Origin of the sequence: Anabaenopsis elenkinii CCIBt3563 (genome assembly GCF_015245355.1) — a bacterium.
Classification (GTDB): domain Bacteria; phylum Cyanobacteriota; class Cyanobacteriia; order Cyanobacteriales; family Nostocaceae; genus Anabaenopsis; species Anabaenopsis elenkinii.
In genome coordinates, this window is sequence record NZ_CP063311.1 from 4,340,181 (window position 1) to 4,355,844 (window position 15,664).

General features: G+C 40.2%; 13 protein-coding genes. 8 read left to right on the top strand and 5 right to left on the bottom strand.

Features of this window, described 5'->3' with window-relative positions:
* Positions 1-14: 14 nt before the first annotated feature.
* The 3 genes from IM676_RS18935 to IM676_RS18945 form a co-directional block, all read right to left on the bottom strand.
* On the bottom strand, positions 15-2,420 hold the full coding sequence (locus IM676_RS18935; protein WP_200988302.1) for a dynamin-like GTPase family protein: 2,406 nt from the start codon (positions 2,418-2,420) through the stop codon (positions 15-17).
* A gap of 85 nt (positions 2,421-2,505) precedes the next feature.
* Positions 2,506-3,123, bottom strand: a complete 618-nt coding sequence (locus IM676_RS18940) for a GIY-YIG nuclease family protein (RefSeq protein ID WP_200988303.1) — start codon at positions 3,121-3,123, stop codon at positions 2,506-2,508.
* Between the two features lie 113 nt (positions 3,124-3,236).
* Positions 3,237-4,190 carry an RsmB/NOP family class I SAM-dependent RNA methyltransferase gene (locus IM676_RS18945; RefSeq protein ID WP_200988304.1) on the bottom strand — a complete coding sequence of 318 codons (954 nt, stop codon included), beginning with the start codon at positions 4,188-4,190 and terminating at the stop codon, positions 3,237-3,239.
* A 124-nt stretch (positions 4,191-4,314) separates the two neighbouring features.
* Here IM676_RS18945 and IM676_RS18950 point away from each other — a divergent pair, with 124 nt between their 5' ends.
* Positions 4,315-5,736, top strand: coding sequence for a DUF2157 domain-containing protein (locus IM676_RS18950; RefSeq protein WP_200988305.1), 1,422 nt, complete (start codon positions 4,315-4,317; stop codon positions 5,734-5,736).
* Positions 5,737-5,874: 138 nt separating this feature from the next.
* Entirely contained in the window at positions 5,875-6,633 is a 759-nt protein-coding gene (locus IM676_RS18955) for a GDYXXLXY domain-containing protein (RefSeq protein ID WP_200988306.1), read from the top strand.
* On the opposite strand, the gene IM676_RS18960 is transcribed toward IM676_RS18955, so the two are convergent.
* Positions 6,630-6,869, bottom strand: a complete 240-nt coding sequence (locus IM676_RS18960) for a hypothetical protein (RefSeq protein WP_200988307.1) — start codon at positions 6,867-6,869, stop codon at positions 6,630-6,632. The two genes, IM676_RS18955 and IM676_RS18960, sit on opposite strands and share 4 nt — an antisense overlap.
* Positions 6,870-7,068: 199 nt before the next feature.
* On the opposite strand from IM676_RS18960, the gene IM676_RS18965 reads away from it, so the two are divergent.
* Positions 7,069-8,844, top strand: a complete 1,776-nt coding sequence (locus IM676_RS18965; protein ID WP_200988308.1) for a WD40 repeat domain-containing protein — start codon at positions 7,069-7,071, stop codon at positions 8,842-8,844.
* Between the two features lie 148 nt (positions 8,845-8,992).
* On the top strand, positions 8,993-9,184 hold the full coding sequence (locus tag IM676_RS18970) for a DUF2795 domain-containing protein (protein ID WP_200988309.1): 192 nt from the start codon (positions 8,993-8,995) through the stop codon (positions 9,182-9,184).
* Between the two features lie 82 nt (positions 9,185-9,266).
* Here the strand turns inward: IM676_RS18970 and ftsH are convergent, their stop codons facing one another.
* A complete protein-coding gene (gene ftsH / locus IM676_RS18975) occupies positions 9,267-11,207 on the bottom strand; it encodes an ATP-dependent zinc metalloprotease FtsH (protein ID WP_200988310.1) in 1,941 nt (646 codons plus the stop codon).
* A gap of 272 nt (positions 11,208-11,479) precedes the next feature.
* Between ftsH and IM676_RS18980 the strand changes: the two genes are divergently transcribed.
* The 4 genes from IM676_RS18980 (at position 11,480) to IM676_RS18995 (ending at position 15,641) form a co-directional block, all read left to right on the top strand.
* Entirely contained in the window at positions 11,480-11,677 is a 198-nt protein-coding gene (locus tag IM676_RS18980) for a hypothetical protein (RefSeq protein ID WP_200990288.1), read from the top strand.
* A gap of 52 nt (positions 11,678-11,729) precedes the next feature.
* Positions 11,730-12,878 carry an AI-2E family transporter gene (locus IM676_RS18985; protein ID WP_200988311.1) on the top strand — a complete coding sequence of 383 codons (1,149 nt, stop codon included), beginning with the start codon at positions 11,730-11,732 and terminating at the stop codon, positions 12,876-12,878.
* A 1,226-nt stretch (positions 12,879-14,104) separates the two neighbouring features.
* The gene (locus tag IM676_RS18990; protein ID WP_200990289.1) at positions 14,105-14,779 is read left to right on the top strand and encodes a vWA domain-containing protein; all 675 of its coding nucleotides are present in this window, start codon (positions 14,105-14,107) and stop codon (positions 14,777-14,779) included.
* A gap of 73 nt (positions 14,780-14,852) precedes the next feature.
* Positions 14,853-15,641: a PP2C family serine/threonine-protein phosphatase gene (locus IM676_RS18995; RefSeq protein ID WP_200988312.1), complete on the top strand. Its 789-nt coding sequence runs from the start codon at positions 14,853-14,855 to the stop codon at positions 15,639-15,641.
* The last annotated feature ends 23 nt before the right edge of the window (positions 15,642-15,664 follow it).

Consider the following 15,664-nt stretch of genomic DNA (forward strand, 5'->3'; position numbering starts at 1 on the left):
TAGTTACCATCACTTCAGGAATCAGCGACAATCTGCTGAAAATCTTCATTGCTAATTACAGGTAATAAATGATCATACAACTGCATAGACTGTAAACAGTTATTAATATGGGAGACTGCTGTGTTATAACCATCAATTTTCTCTTTAACAACATTCAGTAAGCGTTGATTACTCAGAATTTTGTCCTCTGCTTCCTGTTGTAAAGTTTTTTCCAAATAAGCACGGGCTTGGGAGTATTGCTGTAATATATTATCCTCTTGCTCCTGTGCCATGGCTAATAATTGCTTTTTGAGGATGGTGTTGATAGTTTGACGCAAAGATTTACAAACTGTCTGGGAAACCTTTGGTTCAAAATCCAACTTTAACAATTGTCTAATTGCTGGTTCAGCTTCTACCATACTTTGGGAATCGTAACTTTGGGAGGTTTGCAACAAAGTCTGACGAAACTGATATATAGAAAAAGTCCCCTCATCATAAAATCTCGGACTTTCTCGCACAAAGCGATCGCATTCCGCACTCGCTGCATTATCCAAAATCACTGAAACGTTTTTGGCTGTAGCTTTTACCTGTTCCTCAATTCCCCCATCATTACCTAACAATCGATACAATTGACGATAGTATTCTGATTTGCGAATCTTGTCAATTAATTGCCCAAACAAATTATTTACTAATTGTTGACAACATTCGCTCAAAATATCCTCTAACTCGTTTGCTAAATAATAAAATGCTTCTACTAAAATCGCCAGTAAAGGCGCAGTGGAATTGCGGGGATGGCTACGGGTAGAACGTTGATAAGCATCAGCGACGGAAAATGTGTTTAGTAACTCATCTAAACGCCGAATCATCCGCCCTTGTAGTTGGCGAAAATCACGCTCAAAAGCATCACAGGAATGATTAATTATTAGGTTGACCTCTTCTGTGATGTGCTGACCAAATTCTTTAGATACTTGCTGGAGTTGCTGATTCAGTCGTTGTAACTCCTGCGCCTTCATCCCCTCAATTTCTCGCGGTTGACTATCTAGTTTTATGTATTCAGTTTGATAATGTTTTTTTAATTTAATACAAACATCTTCTAAATCATCAGCCAAATTTTCAAATAGTTGTGGGCGCTTTTCTTCTACCAAATATTTAGTAATCGCTGTGCGAAATTCCTCAATACCACTATCTTGAATTAGCTGATTAATTAAAGGCGTTCCCTGCTCTGCTAAAATTCTGACATAATTCTCATTGGGAGTTTCATAACTGTTTACCGAAATCCGAAAATGACTGGATGATAATTTACCAGAATTAGCACAGTAACGGTTAAACTCATTAATAAATTGCGGTGTTTCTTCTCTCCCATTACTACTTTTAACAGTATCTGCAAAAACAGAATCTAACCCAAATCTATCGCTGATAGTTGTATGTTTAATCTGACTGCCGTAAAATCCCAGTAATCCACTGGTTTTATAGACCCTAGGAGCATCACGAAACTCTTTACTGATTAAGTCATCTAAGCGCTGCTTTAGCTGGGTATTATACCAAGTTTCATCAATGCGGTTGAAAGTGTAGAAAATGCGATCGCGTATTCCCCCATTGTCTCGCATTATTTCTAAAAGTTCCGTTTCCTCCTTGGTCATATCACCAGCAGCAGCAGGTTTTAATACACACACCACCGCTGATGTATCCGGATGTTGAATTTTAGCATAAGTTAACTGTGCATCCTTCTCCACCGGTGCATCAATACCAGGAGTATCAATAATTACATTTCCATCTTCTAACAGGGGATGATTGCAGTAATATTCAATTCGTTTTAAAACAGAGCTATTACTACCACGCCGCGCATATCCCGCAGCTTCCTTAATATTAGAAAAATTAAATTGCTCCATAGAATATGTAGCATTCTTCATCGTCTGAATATGTTGACGATTTGCCTCATAGCCATCAAGTAGTAATATTAAAGCCCTCCCTTGTTTTGCTCGTTCTGACTTACTTTCTCCACCTTCCTGCTGAATAATAGCATTACAACCTTGACGCAGTAAATCAATAATTTCAGGTTGGTTAATATTAGCTGCTGTTTGAAACCCCAATTTTTCACATAAAAAACTGGCTTGTTCCCGAATTTCTACTTCACTTAAAAAGGTTAAAACCACCCTTTCCTGATCTAATGGTGCATACTCAATTCTGCATTCTGTACCTGTAGCGTGTCCTTCTGCACTGTATAGTAATTCCCTTTCCAGTAGTGCATTAATCAACATCGACTTACCCGCACTAAATGCACCTGCAAAGACAATTTCAAACTGCGGTGAAACGACTTTTTCCAGAGAAGTTTGCACAGATGCAATATCTTCAGAGCGCAAAGATGGCTCTTGTTGCAACAGTTGTAATACAGTTTCAACCTGCTGTTTTAAATTTTCACACTGGGTAGGGAGGTTCGACATGATTCTTTATCTATAATCTAAGTATTCAGCCCGCTATTCCGGGGGCGATCGCCCCATCCATGATATATATTATTTTCCCTCTACACTAACCCAAACCTCGCACCACAGGATAAATCGCCACAGACTTTACCGTGGCTATACCTGTCTTTTCCTCTTCTTTCTTCTTTTCCTTCAGCAGGGAGTTGAGCGCCTCCACTTCCTCCGAATAGTCCCATGTGTTCCTTTTAACTAAATATGCATTTAAATCAGGGGTTTTGATTTTTCCCCCATGCTTCTGAATCAGGGTCACCAGGTTAGGCTTTAACTCCTCCAATTCCTGCTCTAGATTCGCCTGCATCTGCTTAATTTCCCGATATCTGTGAAAATACTCAGACTCATCATACCCTAAATCAACCAGGGGTAACTCAGGCTCAGTTAAGTTTTTATTTAGTGGTGGTTGGAACTTTTGAATATTCTTATATTCCCAGTCATGCAAATCATCCACATCATCCCAATTTAAGTAACATATCCACTGACCGCCATTACTTTTGAAATCCCCAGTCCGCTCATGGTTTTGGTGTCTGTGTCTTAAGCTACTCGTAGAAATACCAACATACCAAACCCTGTAAGCATCATCACATATAAAGTAAATACCTGGTGAATCAGGTAAATTATGGTGTTCACCTAGCATCACCTTAGCTAGTTTTTTAATTATTATCTCCATCACACAAGTTCATTAATTCCAGTATTTAAAGATACTACCATCTTTGGTATAAATAAAAAAATACCTCTAAAGATAGATTTAAAATCCTGAAAAAGAGGTACTGCGCCTTGATTTTAATCCTTCCCGTTCCTCCACACCGGAGGCAAAGTATCTAAATTTACTTTTTTTCTTTGACCTTCCCTGGTATTTTTCCACAGCACCGTAAACCCACCAGCACCTAACCTATACTGGGGAAACAGCCGATAACAAGGAATATCAGTTAAATGGGATTGATATTCCCCTAAATAACTGACTGTAACAGGTTTAAAATCAGGGAACCGTGACATAAACCATTGACAAACCTGCTCATTTTCCTCTGGAGAGTAAGTACAGGTCATATAAGCAAGATAGCCCTGGGGTGCAACTAATTGAGCCGAATTAGCTAGAATCCTCTTTTGTCGATTAGCACTTTTATTAATCGCTGTGGGATGAAAACAGCCAGGGGCTTTTTCACCTTTAGCTACTAAAGATTGTCCAGTACAAGGCGCATCAACTATAACTAAATCACTAGATAATGGGATTTGCTCCGTAAAAATACTAGAATCTCGACTCACCACAGTACAAGGGCTAACTTGACAACGCTTTAAATTAGAAATCAGCATCCCTAAACGTTTACCAATGACCTCATTGCAAATTAGTAAATTAGGTTGCAAAGCTTTCCAAGCAAAAATACTCTTACCCCCTGGGGAAGCACACATATCAAAAACTAAACCCACCGACGGAGGAATCATCAATAAAACTGTAGCCTCAAACACAGAAGAAAAATCTAAACAATAAAAATCACCTTGTTGATGTAGAGGATGTTTACCAGGCTTTTCTGTTAATGATAAACGCTGCACAAAATCTGGTTGCCAATTTATTGATGATTCTACCGAAAAAGGTGATAAATTAGGCTGATTTTGACACCAAATAATAGCAGGGTTAAAGGGTTGAGGATTCATTAATGAATCAACAAATTGCTCTTGTTTATCAGGGTTTTCAAACAAACGACGTGAGAGCTTAAGTAATAAATTCGATGGCTTTTCCATTAGTAAAAATGTCACAGAAGAACAATGTTATAGCTAGTCTTAGCTGCATACTGAAAATATCATGACCGGTTAATCCAACTGAATCAAGAATGTTTGCTCCAAAACTGTTCGGAGATAATCATCAATGTTGAATAATTTCCCGGATAAATTACGCCGAGAAGCGCAATTGTGGCGAGATGAAGGGCTAATTAGTGCTTCACAGTACGAAGACTTAGCACAACGTTATGGATTTAAGAACCTAGAAGCAGCATCACGCGATCGCTTTGTGGTCACTGCAATTGGTATAGGTAGTATCCTGTTGTGTTTAGGTATAATTACCTTCATAGCCACAAATTGGCAATCATGGTCACGAGAAGTCAAGTTCATCTTGATGATCAGTTTATTTCTCTCCACTAGTATCACGGGCTTCTCTACATGGGTAGAAGCTAAATCTGGGAACAATGAAAAGAGAAAACAGCAACAAAGTAAACGCATCTTGGGAGAAGGACTACTCATTCTGAGTGCCTTCATTTTAGGTGCAAACATATTGCTCATGGCAGAGATTTTCAATATTAATGGTTCCCCAGCACAATTGTTTTTAGCCTGGGGATTTGGGGTTCTGGTCATGGCCTACAGTTTGTGTTTAAACTCCCTGGGAATTATGGCTATTATCCTCAGCCAAATTGGTTACTGGGCTGGAAGAGGAGACTTTGGGGTTTCCACACTTGACTGGAACTGGGTAAGTTTAGCTGTTCGACATATGCCCTTATTGTCATGGTTGCTCTTCGTACCCTTAGCATACTTTTGTCGCTCTCGCTGGATTTTTGTCTTAGCAGCCTTTGTGTTTGCTGGTACCTTGCAGTTGAATGTCAATCCCCTACCACTGCTCAACCTTGACAACATAGCCCCTTGGGCAGCATCCTTTGCTTTTGCACTGCCACCTGCATTATTCTGGAGTTATGACGATTTACTGTTCCCCACAGTCAATTACAGGTTATTTCAACCCCTCGCGCGTCACCTCGCCTTAATATTTTTTAGCTTAGTGTTTTATGTCTTATCTTTCCGTTGGCAATGGATAGCCCCAACATTGAATCCTTTTATGTCCACTAGCAACAATAACCTATTCATGTCTCTCCCTGTGATCGATTTAGGGGTTCTCAGTGGTTTAGCAGTATTACAATGGTTATCAATGCTGCGTCTGCGCAATAATCCCCCCCGCCGGGAGGTGATTTTTACCCTGGCTGTTATTGTTACCTTTTTGGCTTTCATTATTATTACACCTTTCTGGCATCTAGCTATTACCCGCATTGATGAATTAGGCACTTTCATCTTTAATGTGCTTTTCGCCTTCTTAGCATTCGGGTTAATCCGAGAAGGATTAAAGTTAAACAATAGGAGAACATTCTGGGGAGGTATGCTATTATTAACCTTACAAATTATTAGTAGGGTAATAGAGTATAACACCGACCGACTGTTTCAGTCCTTGGTGTTCGTCATCTGCGGTTGGGGATTAATTACCGCCGGACTATGGTTTGAACGTCGTCTACCTAGTAAGTCTAATTCATAATTAAACTTTTGTAACAATTACGGAAGTTTTACTGGGTGGTTTACCCTTGTTAAAGAATCTCTGCGTTAGTCCTCATTCTGCCAATTTCACCAGACAAAATTTTGGCCAATAATAACCCTTCATCTGAGGACTAGGCTGATGAGAAATAATTCCTCTGAATCAACTGGAAACCAATCATCTAAAACATTATCCCCTGAAGTTGAATTTTCTGAAAAGCTCACCTTTAGAGATTACCTCATTGCCACTGAACAAAAGGCAAACCAGCCCCTACCTTTTTGGCGGCTCTTAGTTCCCCTCTTAATTCAAACTGGAATTATCCTAGCTGTTCCCACCCAAGCACTATACACTAACATCGCCGGTAGGGATGTGATCCTGCAAACACTGGCTCAAGACCCTAATAATGTCGTGCAAGATTTTTCACTGACACTAGAATACAATATATCCCGTGTACAAAATTTGCGCCGGCTTCCCGGTTGGAATGATTTATTTAGAAGCAATCAGGGGAGAAACAGACAGCTGCTCCCAGGGACTAATTTATACGTGATTTTGCAAGAGCAACTTGGTTCCGATCGTGGGGTTCCCAGTCCTTGGCGACCAATTAGGGTGACTAGGAATTTACCTGACTTTCTTCCCAGTAATCAAGTAGCCATCAGAGGTGTATATCAAGATAATTCCATTAACTATGGAATAGAAACTTATTACCTTCGAGAACAACAAAGACAGCAAATTAGTAACGACATTTTCCGCAGCGCCCAGCAAACTAGAGGAAATCGACGCTCACAAATTCGACCCCTCACCGTCAGAGTTAGAGTAGACCCTCAAGGTAATGCTATACCCGTTAGTTTATGGGTGCGCGATACCTACGGCGATCGCAGTTATCGCAATTATCGCTTTTAATCCTCATGGCGTAAATTCCATGCTACACCGGCCGCCGCCCCTGCGCCTGCTACCAAACCTGTAGCCATTCCTTGGATAGTTCTTTGTATGGGGTCTTGTGTGAGACAATCACTAGTCACAGTCTGAGATTGTAAGCAAGAATTACTTTCTGCCCAGCTGGATGTACCCCCTAGAATTACACCCGCTAAACTACAGGAACAAACGAGCAACAACAGGCGCTTGGTTTTTCTATCCATAGATGGATGCTTTCAAGGTGAGGATGAGATAACTAACCTCAACTAATGTACAGCTGTTTCTCTAAATTGACCACTCACTACTGAAAATCCTTGTCCATGAAAAACTGCTGTAAGTCATAAACTCCAGATTGCTCTTGAGTAATGACGTTGGTATAGCTTACCCTAGGTATGCAATATTATTGTGTCACACCCAATGCAGATGGATTGGATTAGCTTACTCAAAGCTCAACAAGCTGACTTCCTTCAACGTGTGAAAAAACCTAAAACTTATGATTTATCCTTGCTGGAAAGTCAAGTTAAAGCATCTCACCGTGAGAGAATAGTATTTTACGGTGAGCAATTGCTGAAAATATCCGAATCTTCCCGCCAGCAAGCCGAAATTGTCGCCAAAAATCCACCCCCCACCCCCCCAGAATATCCCGACCCGGATGACTGGGGGATGACTTTTCCCGAATACTTCCAGAAACAAGCAGAAGATTATCTTTTCCGAGAGCAAATTGTGGGGTTAGTCATGGCTGAATGTCTGGGTAAGTTAGTCAAAAAAATCCCACAGAACACTCCAGAAAACATCCTCTTAGATGATGAAGGGAATTTGCGCACAGAAAGCAAATTTCCTTACCTATTGGCTAGTAATCCTCAGTTGAGTATTCAAGTTTACGCAGTTGATGGAGAAAGTGTTAATAGTATTAAGAAAAATAAAGTTAGATGGTCAGTTACTCAGGATGATTTAAGGAATTATCAAGTATTAGTTTTTCTGTGTTTACTGCATCCATTTACCGATGGAGAATGTTATCAAAAGCACTGTATAGTGGCGGGATTTTTACCGGCGAGCCAAATTGAACTTCCCGAACCAAAACTGTATCTTACTCCCAGTCATTTATTATATACGGGAGGTTTGAGTTGGTACTTGGAATCATTAGTTACCCAAGGAAATATCAAAAAACCTATACACCCATTAATTGAGCGACAGATAATACTAGAAACAGTTCAGACTGTACCAGCAGAACATCCCCAAAAGGCAATAATTGGTGATTGGGAATGTTGGCAAACATTGAAAGGCCACACAAGAGGTATTAAGTGTATAGCTTTTAATTACAGCTGTAAGAATGGTACAACCTCCCCTATATTGGCAAGTGGCAGTTATGGGGAAACAAAAATATGGGATTTAGGCAAGGGTGAATTAATTCAGACATTATCAGAATATCCTTGGGTGGTGTCTGGCCGGATAGATATGGTAAATTCTCTAGCTTTTAGTGCTGATGGACAAACTTTAGTTACAGGTGGCGCTGATTCTACGGTGAAGATTTGGCACGTAGGTGCACTAGATTTAATCGATATTCTACACAAGCATAATGGTATAGTGCGGTGCGTTGCATTTACACCAGATGGATTGCTGTTGGCAACGGCAGGAGATGACAGAAAAGTATTATTTTGGGATTTGACTCAACGTCAGGTAGCGATCGCCTTATCCTTAGATGATACAGCAGCTCATTCCCTAGTGTTCAGTCAAGATGGGCAAATATTAGCTACAGGTAGCTACCGTAAAATTAAAGTTTGGCGGACTTCACAAGCCAGGGAGTGGAAACAGCTTAAAGAGTCATCACCCTTATACAGCCTCAAAGGTCATACTCACATAGTTTCCGCCATGAGTATCAGTGCCGATGGTAAACTACTCGTCAGTGGTAGCTGGGATCAAACAATTAAAATTTGGAACTTGGAAACAGGGAAATTAATTCGTAGCCTCAAGGGTCACACAGATAAAGTATATACTATCGCCTTAAGTCCAGATCAAAAAATTATAGCCAGTGGTAGCGCAGATCAAAGCATCAAGTTATGGTACATAGAAACAGGTGAATTACTAGCTACTTTTAAAGGCCATAACCATACAGTTACAGCCCTAGCCTTCACAGATTCCGGCGATATGTTAGTTTCTGGCAGTTTTGATAAAACCATAAAAATTTGGCACAGAAGCTAATTAGATGGGAGTTCGATGGGGTGATGAATCAAGTTTAGATATATATGCCATCATGACAACTTTCAGACCCAAGATACAACCCTAGGTAGAGCATGAGAAACAGGGATAGCCAATAGCCTAGATACAACCCACTAACAGAGGTGAAGTTATGGCAGTATCTGCAGTTGATATTTCTAAAAGTCTCAGTGGCATAGATTTTCCAGCCAATAAACAGGATTTAGTCAACCATGCCAGACAGAAAAACGCTAGCCAAGAGATCCTCGACATCCTCCAAAAAATGCCAGAAAGGCAATATGGCAATATGGCAGACGTAGAACACGCCTTTGGCGAAGTGAGATAATTTATCCGGTAGTCAGCAAGAGCAAGAAAAAAGCGATCGCCCTATTTCTAGAGCGATCGCTCAACAATTCACGCTAAAATCATTAAACCAGAAGTGATTGCATCAATGGTTTATCTGCCAATAACTTACCGGTTCGTAACCACTCATCCAGTTCATCGGGTGCTTGAACTAGGTTAAGAAACTCCCGCAATTGTGGACCCTCAAGAATTTCCTTTTCCAATAAAGCCTGTGCAATCTCCTCGAGCAACTCGCGGTTATAATGCAAAATGCTCAAAGCAATGTGATGAGCATTATCTAGACTCAGCTTCACTTCCCGGTCAATTTCCTCAGCCACCCGGGGACTAATACTACGGCGAGGATTAGCAAAACCTTCCAGAAACTGCTGTTGAATCTTCTCAAAAGCCACAGTACCTAAATTTTGGCTCATCCCATAGATAGTAATAGCTCGTTCTGCCAAATCAGTAGCTTTCTGGATATCATCAGCAGCACCAGTAGAAACCTTGCCAAAAACAATTTCCTCAGCAGAACGGCCACCCAATAAAGTAGCAATGCGTCCGCGAATTTCATCTTCTATCATCAAGAAGCGGTCTTCTTCTGGCATCTGAATTGTATAACCCAAAGCACCCACACCACGGGGTACAACAGAGATTTTCTCCACCTTACCAGCACCAGGCATTAAAGCGGCGATGATAGCATGACCAACTTCATGATAGGCGACAGTGGTTTTCTCCAGTTCATTGAGCACACGAGAACGTTTTTCTAAACCAGCCACCAACCGCTCAATAGCTTCATTAAAATCTGCCATTAATACTGCAGGGCGATTTTGTCGAGCTGCTAACAGAGCCGCTTCATTGACTAGGTTAGCTAAATCTGCACCTGCAAAACCAGGAGTTCTAGCTGCAATAGTTGATAAATCAACATTATCAGCTAATTTGACATTTCTAGCATGGACATTCAGAATCGCTTCACGACCGCTTTTATCAGGACGGTCAACCACAACTTGACGGTCAAATCTACCAGGACGACGTAAGGCGGGGTCAAGGACTTCGGGACGGTTGGTAGCTGCAATGATAATCACTCCCGTGTTAGCATCAAAACCATCCATTTCACTCAGTAGCTGGTTGAGAGTTTGTTCACGCTCATCATTACCGCCCATAATCGGCCCATTACCCCCACGAGACTTACCCAGTGCGTCTAATTCGTCAATAAACACAATACAGGGGGCTTGCTGTTTAGCTTGATCAAACAAGTCACGCACACGGGCTGCACCTACACCCACAAATAATTCAATAAATTCTGAGCCAGAAATACTGAAAAAGGGAACACCAGCTTCACCCGCCACCGCTTTAGCTAGCATGGTTTTACCCGTTCCCGGCGGTCCTACCAACAATACACCTTTAGGAATCTTTGCCCCCAGTCTGGTGTATTTACCAGCATTTTTGAGAAAATCAATGATTTCTTCTAATTCTGCTTTAGCTTCATCTACACCGGCAACATCACTAAATTTTACACCTGTGATGCCTTCGGAATAGATGCGGGCTTTACTTTTACCCACTGTTAAGGCCGCTGGACCGCCACCTTGACGACTGATGACAAAAGCCCAAATCCCAAAGAAAATTAATGGTGGTGCAATCCAACTGAGTAAGGTACCAATCCAGGCGTTTTGGGATGGTGGCGGTGCTGTAAATTCTACATCATGCTCACGCAGAATTTTCGGTAAATCTAAATCAAGAGCTACTGGTGTGGTGGTGAATACCTGTTTTACAGTTTCGCCTTCGGGAGTTTGCGTTTTAACAGTATATTGAATGCGATCGCTACCTACAACCGCTTGCTCAACTTGATTATTTTGCACCTGCGTGATAAACTCACTATAGGCAACTTGGGCTTTTCTCTGCCCAAACAAACTAGGAATAACCAAGTTAAGCAGTAATAAGAAAGTCAATAGAATAAGTAAACTACCACCCAACTGCCTAGGTTCCGGTGCTTTATCTGATCTTTTGTAATTATTAGTTTCTACAGGCATTTAAATACACCCTCCTTATTCAGTTATCTACTCACCAGTACACCGCTGTATCAGTTCCTCAAAGAATTTGCCCCTTTCCAAAACCCACAAATACATATATATATTTCTGAGCTAGACGGTAAACCACTATTAGCAACCAAAAGTTTCACACAGCAACGATTTTGGCAGTATTGATCTCAAGATTTGTGTCTATATAGGTTTATTCTAGAAACTAAACCCAGTAACCAAATATCGGGTATACCCCACAGAGCAATGTGCATTGCCGTACTATGATGAAAAATAATTTAGGATTTATAGCTAAATTGCTGATGCTTTCCGGTTTGGTGTCCCTATTGATTAAATATGCAGGACCAAATTTATCCATCGCCGCCACAAATGCCAATGCCCTGATTATAGTTCTGTTACCGAATGTGATGCTGTCCATGGCTTTATTTTGGAGATTTCAGTCAGCACAGCCACAAAACAAGTAGAAATTGGTAAAATCAGCTAACCTAATCTCAATGATACATCTGGGGGCAGCTTGTGAACCTTGGGCAATGGATCGGCTTAATTGCTATAGTTCTTTCTTGGTATATCTTATGGCAAATTCGGCAGGTGCTGTTGCTGATATTTGCCGCCGTCGTCTTGGCTACCACTTTAAATCGGCTAGCCAAACGTCTTCAAAGCTTCGGATTGAAACGTGGCTTGGCTGTTCTCCTGTCAGTGGCTATTTTCTTCCTAGGTGTAGTGTGTTTTTTCTGGCTGATTGTTCCCCCTTTTGTGCAACAGTTTCAAGAACTAACTTATCGGGTTCCCCAAGGTTTTGCTCTGTTTAATAGTTGGCTCAAGGAACTAGAAACCCTCGTTCCTCGCCCCCTAGTTCCCTACCTCCCTAATCTCAGTCATCTGATTGCACAAGCACAACCATTTCTTAATCAGTTATTGGGAAATTCATTTGCTTTTGTTTCCGGCTCACTAGAAGTCCTACTTAAGATGTTATTAGTCCTAGTGCTCACAGGGATGTTACTAGCCGACCCTCAAGCCTATCGCCGATTATTTATTCGTCTGTTTCCCTCATTTTATCGATTCAGAATAGATGGGATTTTGGATAAATGTGAGCTTTCATTGGAGGGATGGATTACAGGTGCTTTTATTGCTATGAGTGTGGTGGGAATATCAAGTGTAATTGGCTTATCTTTTTTGGGTGTGAAAGCTGCTCTAGCTTTGGGAGTTTTAGCAGGATTTCTCAACTTAATTCCTAACTTAGGTCCGACATTGAGTGTAATACCCGCTATGGCGATCGCATTGTTAGATAATCCTTGGAAACCTCTATTAGTCTTGCTTCTCTATTTTGTGATTCAACAGATTGATGCCAACTTTGTTACTCCCACTGTCATGGCACATCGAGTTTCACTACTACCTGCTGTCACATTAATTTCACAACTATTTTTCGTTACTTTCTTTGGTTTTTTAGGATTATTTTTAGCCTTACCTTTAACTGTGGTTGCTAAAATTTGGTTACAAGAAGTATTGATTAAAGATGTTCTAGATCAATGGGGTAATACTCAAAACCAAGAAGGTGATTTAGTCATAATTTCCCCATCTTCTCAGCCAGATAGTGATGCTAAAAAACTAACTCCTAATAGCAGCTTAGAACCAAAAATTGATGAAATTTTACCAGCAGAAGAATAGTAATCCATCTCTTCTTATTTCCAGTTTTTTTTAGTGATTCTTCATATTTTTACATCTATTAAATCACATTGAATATGATAATTTTTGTGTTAGATACAGCGTTTATGTCACGACAAATGATCTACTGAGAACTGCTGTACCTCTGGTGAAAAAAAATTTTTATCAACTTTTATTACGGTGATAGTAGCAGCCGTTACTTTTTCATAACCAGGATTTATGTTATTTATTATTTTTAATCCCTGAGCCTGAATATTATAGCTAACAGGAGAAGAAACATCCTAGCATCAACTCTCTACAGAAAGTTATGCCTAAGATGAGATTTTATTTTTACTCGTATCCAGGGTTCTTCCTACTTATATTCTAAGTATAATAATTTGATAACAAAACCACAGTATCTCCACAAAGGTAAAGTATCCCAAAAACCCCTTCTCCCTTCCCTTGTCATCAAGACAATTTTTAACTCCCACCAATATGTATAAGATAATGACAATTTTCGTACATTTATCGGTGATTTTTCAAATACTAAACATGCTACACATCAGTATTTTCATAAACATGATGATGTCATTTCGTAGAATTATCAAAGTTAATCAAATTTTGGAGTATTTTAGATAACTTGAAATGGGAAGATAATTATGCATACTTTGGTAATATTTAATATCTATCTCAAGAAAGTATTATGTATAGCGTTTAAAGCCTTTGTGTGTGTCTAATGAAGTAAACACTAATTTATTCCCTGTTCCGGTGTTCCCTGTTCCCTTAAACTAAAAAACTTTGTACGTCACGAGGATGGTAAATGCTATATACATAAACTTATCATTGATTTATTTGGTAAAATATCGGATTGAATCAGATGTAATAAATATGTGGGAGTATCAATTACTATGTTCTTACTAATCTTCATATTGAAAATGTTTATTTTGGGAACTAAATAAATGAATGGGTATATATTATGATGTTTAAAATTGATATGTAATAAACCTCAGTTAATGCAGGTATATAAAGCAATTAAACTGACAGAATTAACCTATACACGCAGAATAATTAGAGTTATCTTAATCAAAAAATAATATATGTAGATAAGTTCGGTAAAACTATCTGTTTCATAAAGATTGCACTAATTATGGCTAAACATTTATGTTTAGTCTGATAGCATCCGGAAACCAAAGTATATACTTTGAAAAAAGGAAAATAAAGCAATGACCTACAACATAACAAAAACCGTTATGCATGAAACCTTACAACTCGATGAAATAGTTGAATTTGCCGAAAATCCTGAACCACGTTGTCCCTGTGTGCTATTGCTAGATACCTCAGGCTCAATGCAAGGAGATCCTATAGAAGCTTTAAATCAGGGCTTACTGAGTTTGAAGGATGAATTACTAAAAAATTCCTTAGCAGCCAGAAGGGTTGAAGTGGCTATCATCACTTTCGACAGTAATGTGAATATAGTTCAGGATTTTGTCACAGCCGACCAATTTAACCCACCCATTTTGACAGCCCAGGGACTAACAACTATGGGCGCAGGAATTCATAAAGCATTGGACATGGTGGAAGAGCGTAAATCATTATATCGTGCCAATGGCATTGCTTATTATCGTCCTTGGGTATTCATGATTACAGATGGAGAACCACAGGGTGAATTAGATCACCTCATAGAGCAAGCAGCCCAACGCCTGCAAGGAGATGAAGCCAATAAACGAGTTGCATTCTTCACAGTAGGTGTAGAAAACGCTAACATGATGCGCTTAAATCAATTAGCAGTACGAACCCCCCTCAAACTCAAAGGACTTAACTTTATTGAGATGTTTGTTTGGTTATCAGCCAGTATGTCAGCAGTTTCTCATTCTCATGTAGATGAACAGGTAGCACTACCACCCATTGGCTGGGGTACTCTTTAATCGCTTTGGCGTCGCTTATCCTGGCCTGGGTATCGTGGCTGATACTCACAGGAGCTATACCTTGAAGAAAACTATGAATACAACATTGAAACAGATATCTCATTGGCAAGTAGTGGCAGCATCTGTCTGCGGTACAAGCCACATCAGAAATAAACAGATGTGTCAGGATGCTCACCACTGGCAGCTACTACCAGGTAATGTATTACTAACTGCGGTTGCGGATGGTGCGGGTTCTGCCAGCCTGGGAAAAGTGGGAGCAATGGTAGCTGTAGAAACAGCAATAGAAACCCTTGCTATCAAGGAAATTACTAGAGATTCCCTTGCAGATGATGCAATTGTGCGATCGCTATTGCATGAGGCCTTAGGAGCTGCCAAAAAAGCAGTAGAGGATGCAGCAATAGCTGATAGCAAACAGCCTCAAGATTTAGCAACTACCTTAATTATTATGGTTGCTACACCAGATCTGGTTGCAGTGGTACAAATTGGTGATGGTTTAGCAGTAGCCAAGGATCGTATGGGTAACTTAATGGCACTGACAAGACCTGATCATGGGGAATACATCAACGAGACGACTTTTTTAACTTCTCCTCATGCCTTAGATACAGTGCAAATCAGATTATGGCGTGAAAACATAGTTAATATTGGCGTCCTTACCGATGGACTACAAATGCTGGCCTTAAATATGCTTGTGGGTGAACCTCATAAACCCTTCTTTTTCCCCTTATTTAACTTTGTAGAAAATGCCGAAGATCAGACAACAGCCAAAGAGCAGTTGGTGAGGTTTTTAGGTTCTGAACGTATTACCCAACGGACGGATGATGATCTCACCCTGATTTTAGCAGGCTTGAGGAGTGCTCAATAATCTTGTGTCTGACCAGTGTTCTA